16 protein-coding genes are annotated in these 21,666 nt (G+C 71.9%); 1 reads left to right on the forward strand and 15 read right to left on the reverse strand.

Features of this window, described 5'->3' with window-relative positions; translation table 11 throughout:
• Positions 1–76: 76 nt before the first annotated feature.
• The 4 genes from F8R89_RS12055 to F8R89_RS12070 all read right to left on the reverse strand — a co-directional run bounded on the left by F8R89_RS12055 (position 77) and on the right by F8R89_RS12070 (position 6,756).
• The gene (locus F8R89_RS12055; RefSeq protein ID WP_151783973.1) at positions 77–4,141 is read right to left on the reverse strand and encodes a ribonuclease E/G; all 4,065 of its coding nucleotides are present in this window, start codon (positions 4,139–4,141) and stop codon (positions 77–79) included.
• Positions 4,142–4,402: 261 nt separating this feature from the next.
• On the reverse strand, positions 4,403–5,185 hold the full coding sequence (locus F8R89_RS12060) for a TIGR03936 family radical SAM-associated protein (protein ID WP_151783974.1): 783 nt from the start codon (positions 5,183–5,185) through the stop codon (positions 4,403–4,405).
• A gap of 48 nt (positions 5,186–5,233) precedes the next feature.
• On the reverse strand, positions 5,234–6,280 hold the full coding sequence (locus F8R89_RS12065) for a hypothetical protein (protein ID WP_151783975.1): 1,047 nt from the start codon (positions 6,278–6,280) through the stop codon (positions 5,234–5,236).
• Between the two features lie 56 nt (positions 6,281–6,336).
• The gene (locus F8R89_RS12070) at positions 6,337–6,756 is read right to left on the reverse strand and encodes a hypothetical protein (protein ID WP_225994373.1); all 420 of its coding nucleotides are present in this window, start codon (positions 6,754–6,756) and stop codon (positions 6,337–6,339) included.
• A 295-nt stretch (positions 6,757–7,051) separates the two neighbouring features.
• On the opposite strand from F8R89_RS12070, the gene F8R89_RS12075 reads away from it, so the two are divergent.
• Complete coding sequence (locus tag F8R89_RS12075) at positions 7,052–7,624, forward strand: hypothetical protein (protein WP_151783976.1); 573 nt, start codon at positions 7,052–7,054, stop codon at positions 7,622–7,624.
• Between the two features lie 4 nt (positions 7,625–7,628).
• On the opposite strand, the gene F8R89_RS12080 is transcribed toward F8R89_RS12075, so the two are convergent.
• From F8R89_RS12080 to F8R89_RS12130, 11 genes are all read right to left on the reverse strand, one after another.
• Positions 7,629–8,036 carry a DUF2550 family protein gene (locus F8R89_RS12080; RefSeq protein ID WP_151783977.1) on the reverse strand — a complete coding sequence of 136 codons (408 nt, stop codon included), beginning with the start codon at positions 8,034–8,036 and terminating at the stop codon, positions 7,629–7,631.
• 61 nt (positions 8,037–8,097) lie between these two features.
• Positions 8,098–10,158: a restriction endonuclease gene (locus tag F8R89_RS12085; protein ID WP_192806104.1), complete on the reverse strand. Its 2,061-nt coding sequence runs from the start codon at positions 10,156–10,158 to the stop codon at positions 8,098–8,100.
• Positions 10,159–10,379: 221 nt separating this feature from the next.
• Positions 10,380–12,353, reverse strand: a complete 1,974-nt coding sequence (locus F8R89_RS12090; protein WP_151783978.1) for a TIGR03960 family B12-binding radical SAM protein — start codon at positions 12,351–12,353, stop codon at positions 10,380–10,382.
• Between the two features lie 88 nt (positions 12,354–12,441).
• A complete protein-coding gene (locus F8R89_RS12095; RefSeq protein ID WP_151783979.1) occupies positions 12,442–13,944 on the reverse strand; it encodes a CYTH and CHAD domain-containing protein in 1,503 nt (500 codons plus the stop codon).
• A 73-nt stretch (positions 13,945–14,017) separates the two neighbouring features.
• Entirely contained in the window at positions 14,018–15,217 is a 1,200-nt protein-coding gene (rodA, locus tag F8R89_RS12100) for a rod shape-determining protein RodA (protein WP_151783980.1), read from the reverse strand.
• Positions 15,214–17,475, reverse strand: a complete 2,262-nt coding sequence (mrdA, locus tag F8R89_RS12105; RefSeq protein ID WP_151783981.1) for a penicillin-binding protein 2 — start codon at positions 17,473–17,475, stop codon at positions 15,214–15,216. Before mrdA ends, rodA begins: the two co-directional genes overlap by 4 nt.
• 202 nt (positions 17,476–17,677) lie before the next feature.
• Positions 17,678–18,349, reverse strand: coding sequence for a rod shape-determining protein MreD (mreD, locus tag F8R89_RS12110; RefSeq protein ID WP_151783982.1), 672 nt, complete (start codon positions 18,347–18,349; stop codon positions 17,678–17,680).
• A gap of 13 nt (positions 18,350–18,362) precedes the next feature.
• The gene (gene mreC, locus F8R89_RS12115) at positions 18,363–19,385 is read right to left on the reverse strand and encodes a rod shape-determining protein MreC (RefSeq protein ID WP_151783983.1); all 1,023 of its coding nucleotides are present in this window, start codon (positions 19,383–19,385) and stop codon (positions 18,363–18,365) included.
• A gap of 147 nt (positions 19,386–19,532) precedes the next feature.
• Positions 19,533–20,552 (reverse strand): rod shape-determining protein, encoded by a 1,020-nt coding sequence (locus F8R89_RS12120; RefSeq protein ID WP_004001297.1) that lies wholly within the window; start codon positions 20,550–20,552, stop codon positions 19,533–19,535.
• 267 nt (positions 20,553–20,819) lie between these two features.
• Positions 20,820–21,233 carry a nucleoside-diphosphate kinase gene (gene ndk, locus F8R89_RS12125; protein WP_151783984.1) on the reverse strand — a complete coding sequence of 138 codons (414 nt, stop codon included), beginning with the start codon at positions 21,231–21,233 and terminating at the stop codon, positions 20,820–20,822.
• A gap of 71 nt (positions 21,234–21,304) precedes the next feature.
• On the reverse strand, positions 21,305–21,664 hold the full coding sequence (locus F8R89_RS12130) for a DUF4233 domain-containing protein (RefSeq protein ID WP_151783985.1): 360 nt from the start codon (positions 21,662–21,664) through the stop codon (positions 21,305–21,307).
• Positions 21,665–21,666: the final 2 nt, after the last annotated feature.

Here is a 21,666-nt window from a genome sequence, read left to right on the forward strand (position 1 = left end):
GGTCAAACCGGGCCCGGCCCCGCACACGTGCGGCCGGTCACAGGGACCGGCCGCACGCGCTGTCACACGGGACGCGTCACTCGTCGGTGCTCGCGGTGACCGTGGTCTTCTTCGCCGTCGACTTGGCCGCGGCCGTCTTGGCGGTCTTGGCCGCCTTCTTGGCCGTCGCCTTCTTCGCGACCGTCTTCTTGGCCGTCGTCTTCTTGGTGGCGGCCTTCTTCGCGGTGGCCTTCTTGGCGGTCTTCCGGGCCGTCTTCTTGGCCGGAGCGGCCTCCTCGATACCGTCCTCGGCAGCCGGCGCCTCATCGGCGGCGGGTGCCTCGCCGGCCACCGGTGCCTCGTCGGCGGCGGGGACGACCACGACGGCCGCCTCCTCCGACGCGGTCGGCGCGGTGGCCTTGCGCACCGCGCGGCGGCGCGGGCGGGCCGGGGCGGCGCTCTCCGCGACCGGCTCGGCGGGCGCCTCGGCCCGCTCGGCCGGGGCGGCCTCGGCGACCGGCTCCGCGACGGGCTCGGGCGCCGTCTCGGCGACCGTCACCACGGCGGCCTCGGCCCCCGCGGGGGACCCGGCGGGCGCGGACACCTTGCGGGTGGCGCGGCGGCGCGTCCGTCCCTTGGGCGCGGCCTCCTCTGCGGGCGCCTCGGTGGCGGGCGCGGCCGGCACGACCGCGTCCTCCACGGCCGCCGGCTCGGCGGTCGCCTCGGCGGCCGGCTCCGGCTGGACCGGACGGGCGATCTCCTCGGCGACGGTCACGTCCTGGGCGGTGGGACCCGCCTCGGCCTTCCGCGGCGCACCGGCCGGGGCCGACGCGCGCCGGCCCCCGCGGCGCCGGGAGCGGCCGCCGCGCGCGGCGGCCTCCGCCTCGGCGACGCTGCTGTACAGCTCCTCGTCGGGCGCGAACGCGGGCTCCGCGAGCGCGGCCGGCTCGGCGACCTCGGCGGCGACCTCGGCCTCCGTCTCCGCCTCCTCCTCGGCCGTCTCGGCCGGCTCGGTGGCGACGGACGCCTCGTGCACGTGCTCGGGACCGGCACCGGCCCGCGCGCGCTTCTTGCGCTTGCCCCCACCGCCGCCACCGGCGGACGTGGGCTGCTCCATGTGCACGATGACACCGCGGCCGTTGCAGTGGACGCAGGTCTCGGAGAAGGACTCCAGCAGGCCCTGGCCGACCCGCTTGCGGGTCATCTGGACCAGGCCGAGCGAGGTCACCTCCGCCACCTGGTGCTTCGTACGGTCCCGGCCCAGGCACTCCAGCAGGCGCCGCAGCACCAGGTCCCGGTTGGACTCCAGCACCATGTCGATGAAGTCGATGACAATGATGCCGCCGAGGTCGCGCAGCCGCAGCTGGCGCACGATCTCCTCGGCCGCCTCCAGGTTGTTCCGGGTGACGGTCTCCTCGAGGTTGCCGCCCTGGCCGGTGAACTTGCCGGTGTTGACGTCGACCACGACCATCGCCTCGGTCCGGTCGATCACCAGCGAGCCGCCGCTGGGCAGCCAGACCTTGCGGTCCAGCGCCTTGGCGAGCTGCTCGTCGATCCGGTACGTGGCGAAGACGTCGACCTCGCTGGTCCACTTCTGCAGCCGCTCGACCAGGTCGGGCGCCACGTGCGAGACATAGCCGTGGATGGTCTCCCACGCCTCGTCACCGCTGACGACGACCTTGGAGAAGTCCTCGTTGAAGATGTCCCGGACGACCCGGACGGTCATGTCCGGCTCGCCGTAGAGCAGCGTCGGGGCGTTGCCGCTCTTGGCCTTCTTCTGGATCTCCTCCCACTGCTGCTGGAGGCGTTCGACGTCACGGCGCAGCTCGTCCTCGCTCGCGCCCTCGGCGGCGGTGCGCACGATGACGCCCGCGTCCTCGGGGACGATCTTCTTGAGGATGGTCTTCAGCCGGGCCCGCTCGGTGTCGGGCAGCTTGCGGCTGATGCCGGTCATCGAGCCCTCGGGCACGTACACGAGGTAGCGGCCCGGCAGGGAGACCTGGCTGGTCAGCCGGGCGCCCTTGTGCCCGATCGGGTCCTTCGTCACCTGGACGAGGACCGACTGGCCGGACTTCAGGGCGGACTCGATGCGGCGCGGCCCGTTGGCCATGCCGAGCGCCTCGAAGTTGACCTCACCGGCGTAGAGCACGGCGTTGCGGCCCTTGCCGATGTCGATGAAGGCGGCCTCCATCGACGGCAGCACGTTCTGGACCTTGCCCAGGTAGACGTTGCCGACGTAGGACGTCGACTGCTCCTTGTTGACGTAGTGCTCGACGAGCACGTTGTCCTCGAGGACGCCGATCTGGGTGCGGTCGCCGTGCTGGCGGACGACCATCACGCGCTCGACGGCCTCGCGGCGGGCCAGGAACTCGGCCTCGGTGATGATCGGGACGCGGCGGCGGCCCTGCTCGCGGCCCTCGCGGCGGCGCTGCTTCTTCGCCTCCAGACGCGTGGAGCCCTTGATGGACTGCACCTCGTCGGACGGCTCGGACTTCGGCCGGGGCTCGCGGACCTTGACGACGGTGCGCTCGGGGTCGCCGTCGCCCGGCTCGGCGTCCACGGAGGAGTCACCGGCGCGACGGCGCCTGCGGCGGCGCCGGCGGCTGCTGCTGCTGCTGGAGCCGGAGCCCGCGGAGTCGTCGTGCGCGTCCTCGGCGTCCTCCTCCTCCTGCTCGGCGGTGTCCTCGGCGTCCTGCTCGGCCTGCTCGGCGGCGGTGTCGTCGCCGGCGGTGTCGTCGCTGTCGCTGCCGTCGGCGTCCGGCTCGCCGGACTCACCGCGACGGCGGCGACGGCCACCGCGGCGGCGGCGACGGCGCGAACCGGTCTCCTCGGACTCGTCGCCGTCGGCGGAGTCCTCGACGCCGTCCTCGGTGTCGTCGGCCTCCTCCTCGGCGGCGGGCTCGACGGCCGTCTGCGGCTCGGCGTCCTCGCCACGGCGGCGGCGACGGCGGCGCGGAGCGGCGGGCTGCTCCTCGCGGAGCTCATCGTCGTCCTCGGGCTCCGCCTCGGCGGCGGCCTCGGCTGCGGCGCGCTGCGGCGTCTGGAACTGCGGCTCGGTGAACACGGGCGCCTGGAAGACGGCCACGGCGGGCCGCGACGGACGCGGCGCCTCCTCGGACGCCTCACCGGCGGCGGACCGCGCGGGCTCGGCGAAGCCGGTGGCGGCACGGCGGACGGCGCGGCGACGGCGGCGCGGCGCGGCGTCGTCCTCGGCGGCGGCACCGGTCGCGGCGGGGCTCTCGGCCTCGACACCCGGCGTCACCGGGGCCTCGGCGGTCACCGGCGTCCCCGCGGCGGTCTCCTCGGAGCCCTTCTCGGAGCTTTTCTCGGAGACCCCCTCGGCGGCCGGGGCGGCCGTACGGCGGGTGGCACGGCGGCGCGTGCGGCGCGGGGCGGCGTCGTCCTCGGACGAGGCGACCTCGGTGCTCTCGGTGCTCTCGGTGCTCTTGCCGGAGTCGGCGGACGTGTCGGCGGGCTCCTGCGCGGTCACCGGCGCCTCGTCGGCCGGAGCGGTCTGGGCGGCCGGGGCGGCTTCCGGCGCGGCGGAGCCACGGGTGGCACGGCGGCGTGTACGGCGCGGGGCGGCCTCGGGGGCCTCCTCGACGGCGGCGGCACCGGCGGTCTCGGCGGCCTTCTCGCCGGCCTCGACGTCCTCCGCCTCCTGTGTGGGAGCGGGGGCCGCGGCGGGCGCGGTCACCCGGCGGGTGGCCCGGCGGCGCGTGCGCGGCGGGACGGGCTCCTCGGAGACCTCGGCGGCCGGGGCGGGTTCCTCGACGGCCGGCTCGGCGGCCGTCGCGGGCACCACGGTCTCGGCGGCGGCCTCGGCCGCCGGCGAACCGACGGGCGCGGACGCACGACGCACCGCGCGCCGGCGCGTACGGGCCGGGGGCGCGGGCTCGGGGGTGACGTCGGCCTCGACGGCCTCGACGTCGTCCTTCTCCTCGTCGACCTCGTCGACCTCGTCGACCTGGTCGATCTGGTCGACCTCGGCGGCCGGTATGGCCGGCTCGACCACCTCCGCGGGCTGCGTCTCGACGGCACCGGCGGGCGGTCCCGCCGGGCGGGAGGCGGCACGGCGCCGGCGGCGCGGCGGCAGGGTGTCGCTCGGAGTGTTCAGTTCGGAGTCCGTGGCGGACTCTGTGGGTTCGGTCGGTTCGAGCATGCGGGCGTTTCTCCCGTCAGGCTCCCGGGCGCCGCGCCTGGTCCGGCGGTGTGCCGGTGACGTCCGCGGCTCGCGCGATGCGCGACTGCCGCCGTCCGGGGCGCGGGCGCCGCACGGGAGCTCTCTGTGTCCTGTCTCGCCGGTTCCGTACGCCTCATGCGCACGGCCTGGCGAAAGTCTTGTGGTCGGTGCGCTGCCCGACCCAGGTGGCTCCCGAGTACGAGGGCGGCGCTTCGACGTCCGTCCCTACGCGGAACTTCCTTACGCCGGCGCCGTCGCGGCGGCAGCGGTCCCGGCCTCGGTTGGGGCCGTCGCTGCCTCGCGGTCGGGCGCGAGCGGGTCGGTCACCGTGCCGGTCTCTTCATCGAGCAGCCCCTGCGCCAGCCTGGTCACCGCTGCGGGGACCGGCGGCGCCAGGTCGGCCACGGCGCGGAGACCGGACAGGACGTCGTCGGGTCGTACGGCAGGCGTCACGTGCCGAACAACCAGCCGCAGTATCGCACAGGGCCGGTCCGTCGGCCTATCAGCCTGCGAACTGTGTGTTTCCGGATTCTGGACGCTCTCGAGGTGGGCGACCGCGGGACGGGCGTCGAAAGTGCGTACGCCGTTCTTGGTCATGCGCTGGACCTCGACGGCCTCGGCGGCCTGGAACGCGGCGACCGCTCGCGCGGCGTCGGCCGGCTCCACCCCGTCGAGACGCAGCTCCCAGACGGACGCCGTGAGACGGTCGGCGAGCCCGGAGGTCCGGGCCTCGACCGCGTCGACGACATCGAGCCCGGCGGGCAGCGACTCGTCGAGCAGCGCCCTGAGCTGCTGCGGATCCCGCGCCTCGGTGAGCGCGATCTCCAGGTACTCCGCCTCACTGCCCGTGCCGGTGGGTGCGGCATTGGCGTACGACACCTTCGGATGCGGCGTGAACCCCGCCGAGTACGCCATGGGTACGTCGGCGCGGCGCAGCGCACGCTCGAAGGCGCGCTGGAAGTCACGGTGGCTGGTGAACCGGAGGCGGCCGCGCTTGGTGTAACGCAGTCGGATGCGCTGCACCGCGGGTGCGGGCGGCGGGCCTTCGGGCTGTCGCTTGCCCAGTGTCGTTCAGTCCTTCGTGAGAGCGGTCGTACTGCTACCAAGAGTACGTGTCTCGCGGGCCTGAGGTTCCCGCCGGGCCACCTTCTCGCGCTGTTCGGGCTCTCCGAACAGCATCCGGCGGATGTCGGCGCGCGTCTGCCGCGCGGACTCCCGGACGGACGCCAGGGCCTGCCGGGTCGCCCGCCCGACAGCGCGCGCGGCCTGGGTGGCGGGCCGCAGCACCAGGTCCCGTACGACGTGCCCGACCGGGGTGAGGACGGTCCGGTACACCCAGCGCACCGGCTCCACGAGGATCCACCGCAAGAGGGTCCCGAGGAAGCGCCCGACGGCGCGCGAGATGTGCCCCGCGACCCGCCAGGCGTGCCCGATCGCCTCCCCGACCTCCCTGCCGATGACGGCGAGAACCCGTCCGACGGGGGCCAGCACCCAGCGGTACAGCCCCACGGCGGGCAGCACGAACAGCACCCGGAGGGTCCAGTGGATGCCGAGCCCGATGCCGGTGGCGACCATCTGCACGATCCAGGCGATCGCGCGTCCCACGGGCGCGAGGATCCAGGTGTACAGCCACACGGCGGGCACGACGAGGAGGTACCGCCCCAGCCAGGTGAGCGCCGCGAGGACGCCGAGCCCGGCCGCCGCGAGGACCGCGCCGATCCCCCGCAGCACCCACATGACCGCCCGCCCGACCGGCGCGAGCACGCGCGCGTAGAGCCACGTCAGGGCGGTCGCGATCCCGTGGCCGAGCGGAGTGAGCACGTACCGGTACAGCCATACGAGGGGGACGACGAACAGCACGTTCCCCAGCCAGGCGAGCGCCCGGCCGAGGGGCACCAGGACGTACCGCCACAGCGCGACGAACGGCCACACGAACAGCGCCCGCCCCAGCGGACGCAGCACGACGTCCCGCAGGAACCGCCCGCCGACGACGAGCGCGTCCCACACCATCCGCACCGGCACGACGAGCAACAGCACGACGATGCGCACGGGTATGCGGATCGCGACCACCAGACACCCTTCGGGCTCCCGGCGCGGCGGCGCTTTCTCCAGATCCATACCGGCGTAGACGCGGCACCGGCCTGGACGGATGCACCGAGCGGGAAAGATCTGCCTCAGTACGCGCGGTTCCGCTCGAAGTCGGTGATGTTGAGCTTGACGCCCTGCGCGGTCTTCAGGGTGGTCGGCGTCTCGCCCTTGGCGATCTGGCCCGGCTGGACCGCGGTCTCGAACTCGGTCCCGTTGGCGAGCCGGGTGCCGTCGGCGTCGACGGCCTCCCATTCCCAGGAGTAGTCGGACTTCTGGCCGCTGTTGTTCTTGATCGTCCAGGTGAGCCAGATGTCGGTGATCCCGGCCGACGACCGGTCGTCGATCTGGAAACTGGTGAGATCGTCCCGCTCACCAGCGGCCTTCCGGGTCTGCCCCTGAGGGGTCGTGGCGCTGGGCGCCGAGGACGTGGAGGGCGCCGACGTCGTGGAGTCGTCCCCGTCGTCCCCCGCGGTCACCGCCACGGCGACCCCGATGGCGACGGCCACGACCAGGACACCCGCACACCCCCACAGACAGCCCCGGCCACGGCGCTTCTTCTGCGGCGGTCCGGGGGGCGGCGGCCACCCCGCGCCGGGCGGTCGTTCACTGCCGCGCGGACCCCACTGAGGACCACCCGTGGGCGGCTGGTTCGCCGACATGTCCACCACCTCCTCGACATCTGACGCCAAGCTAGGGAGCCGCGATCGGCCCGGCGAACGGAGCGCGGCCACTCAGGCGACGGCAGGGCCGCGCTGTCAGTGCCGGTCGGTAGGGTGCGCGCAACGAGTGGGAGGGGGACCCATGGGATTTTCGGGGCATCTGGTCTTCGCACGGAGCAGCCGTCCGCTGCGGGAGAGCCCGGTGTTCGAGGGCGCCGAGGACGCCGTCGGCCCGGAGGAGCGGCGGCCCGGCGGCTGGCGGACGGTCCAGCTCCGGCAGGGCGCCTGGAACGTGGAACGGCTCCCGGCCCTCGTCGACCGGACCGGCCACCCCGCCTGTGTGGCGGACGTCTCCGACAGCGACCTGGCCCTGGTCACCGGGCTCGACACCACGGGCCGGCGCTGGCAGGCGTGGCTGAACCTGGACGCGGTGGCCCGGCTGCTCGTGGAGGAACCCGACGACGTGGAGGACCAGATCACCTGGCTCTACACCCCCGCGTTCCACGAGGCAGTGCGCCGCAAGCGCGCCGAACTCGACGAGGCCGTCCCGGAGGACGCCGAGGGAGCCCTCGCCTGGGCCGCAGCAGCCGGCGCCCACCCCCCGGCCGAACGCGCCGCCATCGAGAAGGTCCTGCGCTCCCAAGAGCCCTTCGCCGAGGACCTGTTCAGCACCCTGCTGGACACCCTGGGCTTCCCCGGGCCGACGACCGCCTGACCCCTCACCCGGCCGGAGCGAGCACCATCACCACGTGCTCCACCTGCCCCGGCACCAGAGCCAACCGGAACTCCCCCTCACCGGAAGCGCACTCCACCACCAGCGCCCGGTGGTGCAGCCGGTTCCGCTCCCGCCCCTCGGGCCTGCGCACCCGCACGATCCGCGCATCGGACGGCAGTCCCGGCCCATGGGCGTGCGACGGAGGCCGCTCCCAGGACCAGCCCCCCGACGCGATCACGAAGGTCCCACGCACCCACCGATCGGATCCCGCCGGACTGATCCGGCAGGGAATCGCGACGCGCCGCCCATCGAGAAACCGGGCGGCGAGCCGCCCCTGCCGCTCGTTGAGATACAAGCCGGCCACCAAGGCCCCGAAGAGGGCACACATCACGAACGGCAGGACACCCGACACACCCGCATCCAAACAGCCCGCACCCCGAAGATCCAGAGCACGGACTCCCCCGCTCGCGGCGCTACTCCACCTCGACCCCGTAGTCCCGCAGAAGCTCCTCCAGACCTCGCGCGTAGCCCTTTCCGCCGAGGACGAAGTCCCAGTCGCCGTTCGCGCGGTGCCGGAAGGAGCCCAGCACCAGAGCCGTCTCCCCGGAGCGGCCGTCCGAGACCTCGAGCCGGCCGAGCTCCGTCCTCGCCGGGTCCAGCAGCCGGATGCAGGCGTCGGTGAAACCCGACAGGTCGGCGTCCGGGTTCACCTCGGGATCGATGGCGGCCACCAGCACGAACCGGTCGGCCTCCCGCGGCAGCGCGTCGAAGGAGACCCGGATCGCCGCCTTGTCCGGCGCCTGCGCGGGCACGGCGCACACCGAGCCGTCCGGGGTCCGCGGGTTGTTGAAGAACACGAAGTGCTCCTCGCTCAGCACCCGGCTGCCCCGGCAGACGAGTGCGCAGACGTCCAGCGCGACACTCCCGGACCACGTCATGCCCAGGATGTTGTGGTCGTCGCCGGCCGGGTCCGCCGGCCCGGACGGGGCCGTCCGGGTGGGAGCCGGCCGGCCTCCCTCCCCCAGGCGCCCGCGCAGCCCGTGCCGGTGCAGCAGATCGACCAGCTCGCCACCGGAGATGAGCTCCAGCGGCTTGCCCCGGGCAAAGGTGTGCGCGCTGGGTCCGAACGCCGAGGTGGTCACGAGAACGCCCTTGTTGGCGCCCCGGTCCTGGACCGTGCCGTACAGGTCACGCACGGCGGTGGGCGGGACCGTGTTCCGGTAGCGCTTCACCTGGACGACGATCTTGCCGCCCCGGATGGGCGTCGGATCCGTGGCGTCGACGTCGACACCCCCGTCGTTCGACCGCTGTGTCGTCACCGCCTCCATGCCCATCGCCCGGAACAGATCGGCGACCAGCGACTCGAACGCGATCGGGTCCATCTCGAACAGATCGGGCTCCTCGTCGCCGCCGTGCGTGACGACGCGATCGCCGACATCCTGGGGCCGGCGGCTCGGCCGTACGGCGGTGAGCTGGTCGGGACGCGTCGCGATCTGCCCGCGCAGGGCATCGGTCAGACAGCTGACGGGGTCCACCTGCTCCAGATGGAGCCCGGTGAAGTCCGACCGCGCGGCCATGACGGTGGCCAGGAAGATGTGGGACTGCCGTCCCGTCGCGGGGTCGGGCGCGTCCACGAAGCCGTTCAGGGCGACCGAGTCGAGGATGCCGTGCTCGTCGGCGGCGAACAGCTGCCGCAGCACCAGCAGCACGCTCTGCGCCAGCACCTCCCGGTACAGCGCCCGCCGCTGCGTCACGGGCCGGGCCGTCTCCTTGTCCTGGTCCTGGGCCGGCACGTACCGTACCGACCTCGCCTCGGGCACGACGTCGTACGCGGGCATCTCCCAGTCCAGGACGAGTTGCCGCGCCGCCGGGTCGAAGGCCGCGGAGACCTGCCGCGGGAACCCTTCGGGCCAGGCCGTCGACGAGTACAGCGCCGCCGAGAAGTACTCGACCACGGCGTCCGGCTCACCGCGCCTCACCCCGGCGACCACCTCGGAGACACCGGCGTTGTGCCGGCGGACCTCCGACCGCTGGGCCTCCGTATTCCGCTCGTACTCCTGCTGCGCCGCCGCCAGCCGCCGCAGCCGCTCCGCCTCGGCCGCCTGGGCCGCGTACCAGGCCTGCTCGAACCGAGCCCGCGCCTCCGCCTCGGCCTGGGCCCGCCGGCTCGCGGTCCAGCCGCCCTGCGCCTGGTACTGGCTCTGCTCCGGCATCCGCACGGGCCAGGCGAGCGCCCCGGGGTCGAACGGGGGAATCACCTCCGCGCGCAGGAGCGAGTCCGCCCGGAACGCCGGGGCCTGGCAACCGGCGCCCAGCAGCCCCCGCAGAGTCGCGACCCGCGCCTCGATCTCCTCCGTCCGCCGCCTGGCCTCGGCCTGCCGGTACTCGCGATACTCCTGCGCCGCACGCCGCTGGTGGCTCCGCGCCTGCCTGGCCGCCTCCCGCTGCTGCCGCGCCTCGGCCTCCCTCTGGCGTTGCTGCTGACGCTGCATCTCGGCCCAGACACCGACAAGACCAGCAGAGCGACGACTCATGCGCTACCTGCCCTCCCCAGGGACGTCGGCACCGCCGACCAGAAGAACCGGTCGCCCCCCACAACCGGCAGTAACAATCCGACTTTATCCAGCGATCGGCATCCCGCACATCAACTTGCCAAAGGCAACCTCCCCCGACATCACACCAGCTCAGCGCCCCCGAACAGCCTCGAGCCCCCTCCCGTCCGGGAGAGGGCTCGAGGTGGCGTACGGGTGTGCGGTCAGTGCGAGTGACCGCTCGGCGCCGGCGCCGCGTTCTTGACCGTCAGGGGCAGCAGCTTCTTGCCCGTCGGGCCGATCTGGATGTGGGTGTCCATCTGAGGACACACGCCGCAATCGAAGCACGGGGTCCAGCGGCAGTCCTCGACCTCCGTCTCGTCGAGGGCGTCCTGCCAGTCCTCCCAGAGCCAGTCCTTGTCGAGGCCCGAGTCCAGGTGGTCCCACGGCAGGACCTCCTCGTACGTGCGCTCGCGCGTCGTGTACCAGTCGACGTCCACGCCGTACGGGGCCAGCGCCTTGTCGGCGCAGGCCATCCAGCGGTCGTAGGAGAAGTGCTCGCGCCAGCCGTCGAAGCGGCCGCCGTCGTCGTAGACCGCGCGGATGACGGCGCCGATGCGGCGGTCGCCGCGGGAGAGCAGGCCCTCGACGATACCGGGCTTGCCGTCGTGGTAGCGGAAGCCGATGGAGCGGCCGTACTTCTTGTCGCCGCGGATCTTGTCCCGGAGCTTCTCCAGGCGAGCGTCCGTCTCCTCAGCCGAGAGCTGCGGCGCCCACTGGAACGGTGTGTGGGGCTTGGGGACGAAGCCGCCGATCGAGACCGTGCAGCGGATGTCGTTGGAGCGCGAGACCTCCCGGCCCTTCGCGATCACCTTGGTCGCCATGTCCGCGATCTGCAGGACGTCCTCGTCCGTCTCCGTGGGCAGGCCGCACATGAAGTACAGCTTCACCTGGCGCCAGCCGTTGCCGTACGCGGTGGCGACCGTGCGGATGAGGTCGTCCTCCGAGACCATCTTGTTGATGACCTTGCGCATGCGCTCGGAGCCGCCCTCGGGGGCGAAGGTGAGACCGGAGCGGCGGCCGTTGCGGGTCAGCTCGTTGGCCAGGTCGACGTTGAAGGCGTCCACACGGGTGGAGGGGAGGGAGAGGCCGATCTTGTCTTCCTCGTACCGGTCCGCCAGGCCCTTCGCGATGTCGCCGATCTCCGAGTGGTCGGCCGACGACAAGGACAGCAGGCCCACCTCCTCGAAGCCGGTTGCCTTCAGGCCCTTCTCGACCATGTCGCCGATGCCGGTGATCGACCGCTCGCGGACCGGGCGGGTGATCATGCCGGCCTGGCAGAAGCGGCAGCCGCGGGTGCAGCCGCGGAAGATCTCCACGGACATGCGCTCGTGGACCGTCTCGGCGAGCGGCACGAGGGGCTGCTTCGGGTAGGGCCACTCGTCGAGGTCCATGACCGTGTGCTTGGACACACGCCACGGGACGCCCGACCGGTTCGGGACCACGCGGGCGATCCGGCCGTCGGGCAGGTACTCGACGTCGTAGAACGCCGGGATGTAGACCCCGCCGGTCTTGGCGAGGCGGAACAGGACCTCCTCGCGGCCACCGGGCCGGCCCTCCGCCTTCCATTCCCGGATGATCCGGGTCATGTCCAGCACGGCCTGCTCGCCGTCGCCGATGACGGCGGCGTCGATGAAGTCGGCGATCGGCTCGGGGTTGAACGCGGCGTGCCCGCCGGCCAGGACGATCGGGTCGTCGATCGTGCGGTCCTTGGACTCCAGCGGGATGCCCGCGAGGTCCAGGGCGGCCAGCATGTTCGTGTAGCCGAGCTCGGTGGAGAAGGACAGGCCGAACACGTCGAACGCCTTCACCGGGCGGTGGCTGTCCACCGTGAACTGCGGGACGTGGTGCTCCCGCATCAGGGCCTCCAGGTCCGGCCACACGCTGTACGTGCGCTCGGCGAGGACGCCCTCCTGCTCGTTCAGGACCTCGTAGAGGATCATGACGCCCTGGTTGGGCAGCCCGACCTCGTAGGCGTCGGGGTACATGAGCGCCCAACGGACGTCGCAGGACTCCCACGGCTTGACCGTGGAGTTGAGTTCTCCGCCGACGTACTGAATCGGCTTCTGCACATGCGGGAGCAGAGCTTCGAGCTGCGGGAACACGGACTCGGCGGCCGCAGCGGTTTCGGCAGACATCTCGCGAACCTTCGTGAGCTGGACTGAACTGACAGGGGTGACCATCTAGCCTAACGCGGCCCCGGACGCCCCCAGCACGCCCCGAGGGTCACAGGGCGTCCGCCCCGCCCTCGATCCCGGCCCAGAACGCGGGCAGCTCGGCCTCCACGGCGTCCGCTCGCCGCTCCTCCCGCCCGTACAGCAGTCCGAAGGTGAAGGCGCTGTCGCCCGCGGCGTGGGCGAGGGCGGCCAGCTCCCGCAGGGTCCGGCGGGCCATGACGCTGTCCTGGTGCTCGCCCAGCAGGTTCTGGAGGGCCTTCATGGACTTCACCAGGTCCTTGGCCGGGCCGTCGAGAGCCGGTACGGCCGCCTCCGCCGCGTACCGGGTGCGCTTGGTCTTCTTGCGCGCCTCGTGGATGGCGACGTCGCGCTCGGTGCCGGGCTCCAGTTCCCGCGCCTGCCGCACGAGCGCGGCCACCTTGCCGAAGTCCTTGCGTACGGCCTTGGCGAGCACCTTGGCCGGTTTCTTCCCGGCGGCCTTCAGCAGCGGCGGATCGGCGAGCACCCCGTCGAGGGTGTCGAGCAGCGTCAGATAGCGGCGGGAGTCGAGGACGCCGATGAGGCGGGCGCTCGCCCCGCCCGGCCGGTCCCCTGCCCAGGTGCGCAACCGCTCGGCGACGGGCCCGGCGACGAGGTCCGGGGGCACCTCGGCGAGGGCGGCGGAGAGGCGTTCGTCGAGGACCTCCCGGTCGCGGTCCACGCCGAGCTCACCGGCCAGCCACTTCAGCTCGTCGGCGATCGGGTCGGTGACGGTCCGGTCCAGGACCTTGCCGAAGGACTTGAAGGCGCTGCGGGTGCGGCGGGTGGCGACGCGCATGCTGTGCACGGAGTCCTCGGCGTCCTGGCGCACCGCCGGGTCGAGGGCGACGATCGTGTCGCGCTGGGTGCGCAGATACGCGAGGACATGGTCGCCCGCCGTCTTCGACCGCTCCGCCGAGGCGGGGGCGAGCGGCTTCGGCGCGGTCTCGGCGAGGGCGCGGGCGAGCTTCGACGGGGACGCCGACGGCCGTACGCCCGCCTTGCGCAGCCGCTTCTCGATCTTGTCGAGCAGGGCCGGGGCGACGTCGTCCGCGAGTTCGACCTCGATCTCGGTCCACCCGGTCCGGCCGCCTCCTCCGATGAGCCGCTCGGCCCGGACGGTGTCCACGCTGACCTCGGCGAGGACCCGCCCGTCGGCGTCCACGAGGTCGCGGGCGTCGCGGTCGGAGCGCAGCCGGATCACCGGCACCAGTTCGGCCTGGCGGACGCGGGAGCGGACCAGGGCGGCCAGTTCGGCGGGGAGGGTGTCGGAGAGCGGGGCCTGGATCTCGTCCCGGACGCCGGGGGCGACGGGGAACTTCAGATGCCAGCCGGCGTCGGAGCCGCCGGTTCTGCGACGGAGGGTGACCGCCGCTCCGGCGAGGCGCTCGTCGGTGGTGTCGTAGTAGGTGGCGTCCAGATGCGCGACACCCTTCTCGATCACGGCCGCGACCCCGGCGGCGCCGGTCAGGTCGGGCAGGCCGCCGCCGTCGGACTCGTACTTCCGCTCGATCTCGCGCTTGGTGTCCGCCATGAACCGAATGTAATCGGACTCCGAGGGCGGCGACAGGTTCTGCCTGGCCCGAACCGCCCGGTGTGCGGGCGGCTCAGGCCGACATCGGGCGTTGCACCCGGATGGACTGGAGCAGTCCCACCGCCACCCAGACGGCGAACATCGACGATCCTCCGTAGGACACGAACGGCAGTGGCAGACCGGTGACCGGCATGATCCCCAGGGTCATCCCGACGTTCTCGAACGCCTGGAAGGCGAACCAGGCCACGATGCCGGCCGCGACGATCGTCCCGTACAGCTCGGTGGTCTCGCGGGCGATGCGGCAGGCCCGCCACAGGATGATGCCGAGGAGCAGGATGATCAGCCCGCCGCCGACGAAGCCGAGCTCCTCCCCCGCCACCGTGAAGACGAAGTCGGTCTGCTGCTCCGGGACGAACTGGCCGGTGGTCTGCGAGCCGTGGAACAGCCCGGAGCCGGTCAGCCCGCCGGAACCGATCGCGATCCGCGCCTGGTTGGTGTTGTAGCCGACGCCGGCCGGGTCGAGCTCGGGGTTGGCGAAGGCGGCGAAGCGGGCGATCTGGTAGTCGTCCAGGACGCCGAGCTGCCATACGGCGATGGCGCCCGCGGTGCCCGCGCCGATCAGCCCGAACACCCAGCGGTTGGAGGCGCCGGAGGCCAGGAGCACGCCGAGCACGATCACCACCATGACCATGACCGAGCCGAGGTCGGGCATGAGCATCACGATCAGCATGGGCACGCCGGCCAGGCCGAGGGCCTGCACGACCGTCCGGTGGTCCGGGTACTGCTTGTCGCCCGCGTCGACGCGCGCGGCCAGCAGCATCGCCATGCCCAGGATGATCGTGACCTTCACGAACTCCGAGGGCTGCAGCGAGAACCCGCCGGGGAGCTTGATCCAGGAGTGGGCGCCGTTGATCGTGGAGCCGAGCGGGGTGAGCACCAGCAGGATCAGGAAGACGGACAAGCCGTAGAGGATGGGCACGGCCGTGCGCAGGGCGCGATGGCCCAGCCAGACGGTCCCGACCATGAGGGCCAGCCCGATCCCCGTGTTCAGCAGGTGCCGGATCAGGAAGTAGTACTGGTCGCCCTGGTTGAGCTCGGTGCGGTTGCGGGTCGCGGAGTAGACCAGCACGGCACCGAACATCGACAGGGCGACAGCGGCGAGCAGTATCGGCCAGTCCAGCCGGCGGGCGAGCGAGTCCCGGGCGAACAGGCGGGACCAGCCCGCCCGCCGCGGCCCGTACCCGGAGACATGGAAGCTGTTGGCGCCGGTCATGTGAGCATCCTCCGGCTTCCGCGCCTACGGCTGCGGCGCCTGCGGCGCCGGGTGTCCCGGTTCTCCGGGGACTGTGTCGACACGGTCCCGGCGAGCTGCTGCGGGTCCGGGTCGGCCTCGTTCTTCTGGGTGGCGCGCTGCTCCTTCGCCGGGTCCTTGGAGACCTTCGGCGAGGTGATGGTGCCGTCGGTGCGGACCTTCGGCAGCTTCTTCTGCGGGGTGGGCAGCAGCGCGTTCTTCTTGTTGATGGTGCCGTCGTCGGAGACGCCGTACAGGGCGTCGTAGATGTTGCGCACGGCCGGGCCGGAGGCGCCGGAACCCGTACCACCCTGGGAGATGGTCATGACGACCGAGTAGTCCTTGGTGTACGTCGCGAACCACGAGGTGGTCTGCTTGCCGTAGACCTCGGCGGTACCGGTCTTGGCGTGCATGGGGATCTTGTCCTGGGGCCAGCCGACGTCGGCGAAGCGCCAGGCGGCGGTGCCGCGGGTGGCGACTCCGGCGAGGGCGTCGTCCATCCGGGCGAGGGTCTGACGGCTTATCGGCAGCTTGCCGTGCGATTTGGGCTTGATCTCCTCGACGCTCTTCCCGTCGGGGCTGACGACAGCCTTGCCGACGGTCGGGTCGTAGAGCGTGCCGCCGTTGGAGATGGCCGCGTAGATCGTGGCCATCTGGATGGGGGTGACGAGGGTGTCGCCCTGGCCGATGGAGTAGTTGACGGAGTCACCCGCGCGCAGCCGGTTGCCTTCGAGGCAGTTCTCGTAGGCGATCTGCTCGGCGTAGGAGCCGCCCTTCTTGCCGTACTTGCACCAGGCGTCCTTGTTGGCCTTCCAGTAGTCCTGCTTCCACTTGCGGTCCGGGATACGGCCGGTGACCTCGTTGGGCAGGTCGATACCGGTCTCGGAACCCAGGCCGAACTGGTGGGCCGTCTTGTAGAACCAGTCCTTGGCGTTCTTCTTGGGCTTGTTGCCGCCGTCGCGCTTCCACTCCTCGTGGGAGAGGCGGTAGAAGACGGTGTCGCAGGAGACCTCCAGGGCCCGGCCGAGGCTGATGCCGCCGTATCCCTGGGACTCGAAGTTCTTGAAGACCTGGTTGCCGATGGAGTACGAGCTGGAGCATTCGTAGGGGCCGTCGAAGGAGTAGCCGGCGTTGACGGCGGCGGCCGTCGGGATGACCTTGAAGATGGAGCCGGGCGCCGACTGGCCCTGGATCGCGCGGTTGAGCAGCGGGTAGTTGGAGGACTTGCCCGTCAGCTTCTTGTAGTCCTTCGCGGAGATGCCGCCCACCCAGGCGTTGGGGTCGTAGGTGGGGTTGGAGGCCATCGCGACGATGCGGCCGGTCTTGGCCTCCATGACGACGACCGCGCCGGAGTCGGCCTTGTACGGCTCGTTGGTGTTGTGGTCCCACTCCTTGCGGGCTTCCTTCATCGCCTCGCTCAGCTCGTACTCGGCGACCCGCTGGACGCGGGCGTCGATGCTGGTGACGAGGTTGGCGCCGGGCTGCGCCGGGTCGGCCTCGGCCTCGCCGATGACCCGGCCGAGGTTGTCGACCTCGTAGCGGGTGACGCCGGCCTTGCCGCGCAGCGCCTTGTCGTACTGGCGCTCCAGGCCGGAGCGGCCGACCTGGTCGGAGCGCAGATACGGGGAGTCGGTGTCCTGGGCCTGCTGGAGCTCCTCGTCGGTGACCGGGGAGAGGTAGCCGAGGACCTGGGCGGTGTTGGCGCCGCCGGGGCTCGGGTACCGGCGCAGTGCCTGCGGCTCGGCGGTGATGCCGGGGAAGTCCTCGGCGCGCTCCCGGATCTGGAGGGCCTGCTTCGGGGTGGCCTCGTCGGTGATGGGGATGGGCTGGTAGGGCGAGCCGTTCCAGCAGGGCTGGGGGGTCTTGGCGTCGCAGAGCCGGACCTTCTCCATGACCTCGGCGGGCTTCATGCCCAGCACACCGGCCAGCTTGGTGAGGACGGCCTTGCCGTCGTCCGGCATCTTCAGCAGGTCGGTGCGGGAGGCGGAGACCACGAGGCGGGTCTCGTTGTCGGCGAGGGGCACGCCGCGGGCGTCCAGGATGGAGCCGCGGACGGCGGGCTGGACGACCTGCTGGACGTGGTTGCCCGACGCCTCCTTGGCGTAGGCCTCTCCCTCACGGATCTGGAGGTACCACAGGCGTCCGCCGAGGGTGCCCAGGAGGGAGAGGACGAGGATCTGGATGACGACGAGCCGGATCTGGACGCGGGGCGTCCGGCCGGTCTCGGGAATGTTGCTCACTGCGGCTGCCTCCCCCTCTCGGTGTGTGTGCCGGTGCACGCGGGCCGGTCCCAGGAGACGCGGGGCTCAAGGAACCCGACGGACCCAGGGACGGACGTCTGTGCGGATCGTCCGCACGGCTGTGCGTGTACGAGTGTGGAACGTCCCGCCGGCGAGCCCGGGTTCCCTCCCGGCTCACCCGTCCGGGTGAACTCCGCTGGCCTCACAGGCGCTTGACCCCCTTGATGCGCCCGGCGCGTGCCGTACGCGCCCGGACCGTCCTGACCTTCAGGCCGCCCCGCTGGCCGCCGATCCGCAGACCGGTGCCGCCGGAGAGCCAGCCGGAGGAGATGTCCGTCTTCTTCGTCTGGCCGCCGGTCTCGGCGAGCGGGTCGTTCTCCGCGCGGCGGGCGAGCGCCATGATCCCGGGGACGACGAACGGCGCGAGCAGCAGGTCGTACAGGGCCGCCGTGAACAGCAGGCCGCCGAGCCCGACATGGCGGGCCGTGGTGTCGCCGACGAGGGCGCCGACGCCCGCGTACAGCAGCGTCGTGCCGACCGCGGCGACGACCACGACGACCATGGGCCCGGTGGCCGACCTGAGCTTGCCGTTGTCCGGTTTGAACAGGCCGGCGAGATAGCCGATGACGCACAGCACCAGCGCGTAGCGCCCGGCGGCGTGGTCGGCGGGCGGCGCGAGGTCGGCGAGCAGACCGGCGCCGAAGCCGACGAGGGCGCCGCCGACATGGCCGTAGACGAGGGCGAGGCCGAGGACGGTCAGGAGCAGCAGATCCGGTACGGCGCCGGGCAGATGGAGCCGGGCGAGGACGCTGACCTGGACGACCAGGGCGACGACGACCAGGGAGGTGGAGAGCAGGATCCGGTTGACGCGCATGAGGGCTCAGCTCCTACTGGTCTTGCTCGTACTGGTACAGGTCGTCGGCGCGGGGCCGCAGGCCCCCGGCGAGGGGCTGGTCCTGGGCGTCGCCCTGCTGCTGTTGCCCGCCGCCGTCCTGCCCGTCGGCACCCGGCGTCACGGTCACCGTGACGGTCGGCGTGGGCTTCGGCTTCGGCTTGGCGGGCAGCACCGTGTCGCGCGGGTCCTTCTTCGGCGCCTGGACGACGACGCCGACGACGTCGAGCTTGGAGAAGCCGACGTAGGGCGTGACGTACAGGGTGCGGGTCAGGCCGCCGCCGGACGGGTCGACACGGGAGACGACGCCGACCGGGACGCCGGGCACGAACGGCTTGTCGGCCTGCGAGCCGAAGGTGACGAGCCGGTCGCCCTTCTTCACCTCGGCCTTGCCGTTGAGGAGTTCGACCCGCAGCGGGCGGTCGCCCTGGCCGGAGGCGAAGCCGAGCTCGTCGCTGGCCTCCATGCGGGTGCCGACGGTGAAGTCGGGGTCGTTGGCGAGCAGGACCGTCGCGGTGTTCGGGCCGACGGTGGTGACGCGGCCGACCAGCCCGTCGCCGTTCAGGACGGTCATGTCGCGCTGGATGCCGTCGTTGGCGCCGGCGTCGATGGTGATGGTCCAGGAGAAGCCCTGGGCCGCTCCTATCGCGATGACCTGGGCGCCCTTGATGCCGTACTGGCCCTCGCCCGCGACCTTCAGCATCTTGTCGAGCTGCTTGAGGCGGCTGCGGCTGCGGTCGTCGCTGCCGAGCTTCGCCTTGAGGGCGGCGTTCTCCTGCTCGAGCCGGGCGAGCCGGTCGTGACGCTCACCGGAGTCCCGGATGGCGGAGACGGCGTTGCCGACCGGGTTCACCGCGGCCGACACACCGTCCTCGACCGGGCCGAAGACCGCGGCGGCGGCCTGGCGGGCACCGTCGACCGGGGAGTCCTCACCGCCGCGGATGTCCACCGTGATCAGTGCGAACGCGATGGCGACCAGCAGCACCAGGAGCAGCCGGCTCTCTCGTGTGTCCCTCACGTGCGGCGGCCGTGCCCTTCCTCATTGGAATGTGCGGGGGTTGGGGTGTTCAGCTGTGCGGAGGCATATGCGGGAGCTTAAGCCTGCGAACCAACGATCCGCCGCACGAGAGGAGATCATCTCGTACGGCGGAACGAAAGAGTTACGTCATCTGCGCGGCTGGGCGTCGAGCACCTGCTGCAGCGCCTCGAACTCCTCGACGCACTTGCCGGAGCCGAGCGCCACGCTGTCCAGCGGGTCCTCGGCGATGTGGATCGGCATGCCCGTCTCGCGGCGCAGCCGCTCGTCGAGGCCGCGCAGCAGGGCGCCGCCGCCGGTCAGGACGATTCCCCGGTCCATGATGTCGCCGGACAGCTCCGGCGGGCACTTGTCGAGGGTCGTCTTGACGGCGTCCACGATGGCGTTGACCGGTTCCTCGATGGCCTTGCGCACTTCGGCCGCGGAGATGACGACGGTCTTCGGCAGCCCGGAGACGAGGTCCCGGCCGCGGATTTCGGTGTGCTCGTCGGAGTCGAGGTCGTACGCCGAGCCGATCGTGATCTTGATCTGTTCGGCCGTGCGCTCACCCAGCAGAAGGGAGTACTCCTTCTTGATGTGCTGAATGATCGCGTTGTCCAGCTCGTCGCCCGCGACCCGGATGGACTGCGCGGTGACGATGCCGCCGAGGGAGATGACCGCGACCTCCGTGGTGCCGCCGCCGATGTCCACCACCATGTTGCCCGTGGCCTCGTGGACCGGCAGGCCGGAGCCGATGGCCGCGGCCATGGGCTCCTCGATGATGTGCACCTGACGGGCGCCGGCCTGGGACGACGCCTCGATGACGGCGCGGCGCTCGACGCCCGTGATGCCCGAGGGCACACAGACGACGACCCGCGGACGAGCCAGATACCGCCGCTTGTGGATCTTCAGGATGAAGTAGCGGAGCATCCGCTCGGTGATCTCGAAGTCGGCGATCACGCCGTCCTTCAGCGGCCGCACGGCGACGATGTTGCCCGGCGTGCGCCCGATCATCTTCTTCGCCTCGGCGCCGACCGCGAGGATGCCACCGGTGTTGGTGTTGATCGCGACGACGGACGGCTCGTTGAGTACGATCCCGCGACCCCTGACGTACACCAGCGTGTTGGCGGTCCCGAGGTCGACAGCCATGTCACGGCCGATGAACGACATTGAGTTCCCCATCAGGATTCGTCTGGCCTTCCTGGGAGCGTTTGACGGCATTTCAGGTCGGCGAAGTGGGTGCTGTGACGTGAAGGCTTCCATCGTAGACGCGCCTGCACGAACACTGCGGGAGGGTCTCCGCCATTGTCAGCAGATGGCGAGGCGCCCCGCTTGTGGAGACGGGCCATCGGGGGCACTCGTTCCCCCGATCGCCCGGCATATGCCACGGGCGGCAGATTACCTGGGGCCGCCCCTCTTGGGGAGCGGCCGGAGGGATCAGGCTCGGCCGGGGAAGAAGATCTTCACCTCGCGCTCGGCGGACTCCTCTGAGTCGGAGGCGTGGATCAGGTTCTCCCGCACGATGACGCCGTAGTCACCGCGGATCGAACCGGGCGCGGCGGCGATCGGGTCGGTCGGCCCGGCCAGCGCCCGCACGCCCTCGATGACCCGCTCGCCCTCGACGATCAGGGCGACGACCGGACCGGACGCCATGAACTCGACCAGCGGCTCGTAGAAGGGCTTGCCCTTGTGCTCGCCGTAGTGCTGCTCCAGCGTGTCCTGGTCCAGGGTGCGCAGCTCCAGCGCCGTGATCCGCCAGCCGGCCTTGCGCTCGATACGGCTGATGATCTCGCCGGTCAGGCCCCGCCGGACGGCGTCGGGCTTGAGCAGGACGAGGGTGCGCTGGGTCACGGGAGGGCTCCTTCTTACTGCGTACTGCGGGGTGCGGTGGGAAGAGGTTACAGGGCGTGTCCAGGCGCCCGTTACGCAGCGTCAGGTGTGGAGGAGGAGTCCGCCTGCGCGGCGAATCTCGCCTTCGCCTCGTCGACCTTGCGGCCGTAGTGCACGGAGGCCCACCACAGCGCCGCGAAGATCACGCCCAGGACGAACATCATGGGCACGATGAAGCCGGACGCGATCAGCGCGATCTGCAGGGCCCAGCCGAGCGCCACCCCGCCGGGGCGGGTCACCAGGCCGCACAGCAGCACGCACAGGAACATCGCGACGCCGCTGACCGTCCACACGGTCGCCATGGACAGGTCCGGGTCCTTCATGGCGACCAGACCGGCGAAGCCGATGACGAAGAACTCGCCGATCAGCGTCGACGAACAGAGCGTACGCATGG

It is taken from the genome of Streptomyces sp. SS1-1 (assembly GCF_008973465.1).
Classification (GTDB): domain Bacteria; phylum Actinomycetota; class Actinomycetes; order Streptomycetales; family Streptomycetaceae; genus Streptomyces.

Coding starts and splice junctions, on each gene's coding strand:
- F8R89_RS12055 (WP_151783973.1), bottom strand. CDS start 4,141: ATGCTCGAACCGACCGAACCCACAGAGTCCGCCACGGACTCCGAACTG.
- F8R89_RS12065 (WP_151783975.1), bottom strand. CDS start 6,280: ATGGATCTGGAGAAAGCGCCGCCGCGCCGGGAGCCCGAAGGGTGTCTG.
- F8R89_RS12075 (WP_151783976.1), top strand. CDS start 7,052: ATGGGATTTTCGGGGCATCTGGTCTTCGCACGGAGCAGCCGTCCGCTG.
- F8R89_RS12085 (WP_192806104.1), bottom strand. CDS start 10,158: ATGAGTCGTCGCTCTGCTGGTCTTGTCGGTGTCTGGGCCGAGATGCAG.
- F8R89_RS12090 (WP_151783978.1), bottom strand. CDS start 12,353: ATGTCTGCCGAAACCGCTGCGGCCGCCGAGTCCGTGTTCCCGCAGCTC.
- F8R89_RS12095 (WP_151783979.1), bottom strand. CDS start 13,944: ATGGCGGACACCAAGCGCGAGATCGAGCGGAAGTACGAGTCCGACGGC.
- rodA (WP_151783980.1), bottom strand. CDS start 15,217: ATGACCGGCGCCAACAGCTTCCATGTCTCCGGGTACGGGCCGCGGCGG.
- mreD (WP_151783982.1), bottom strand. CDS start 18,349: ATGCGCGTCAACCGGATCCTGCTCTCCACCTCCCTGGTCGTCGTCGCC.
- F8R89_RS12120 (WP_004001297.1), bottom strand. CDS start 20,552: ATGTCGTTCATCGGCCGTGACATGGCTGTCGACCTCGGGACCGCCAAC.
- F8R89_RS12130 (WP_151783985.1), bottom strand. CDS start 21,664: ATGCGTACGCTCTGTTCGTCGACGCTGATCGGCGAGTTCTTCGTCATC.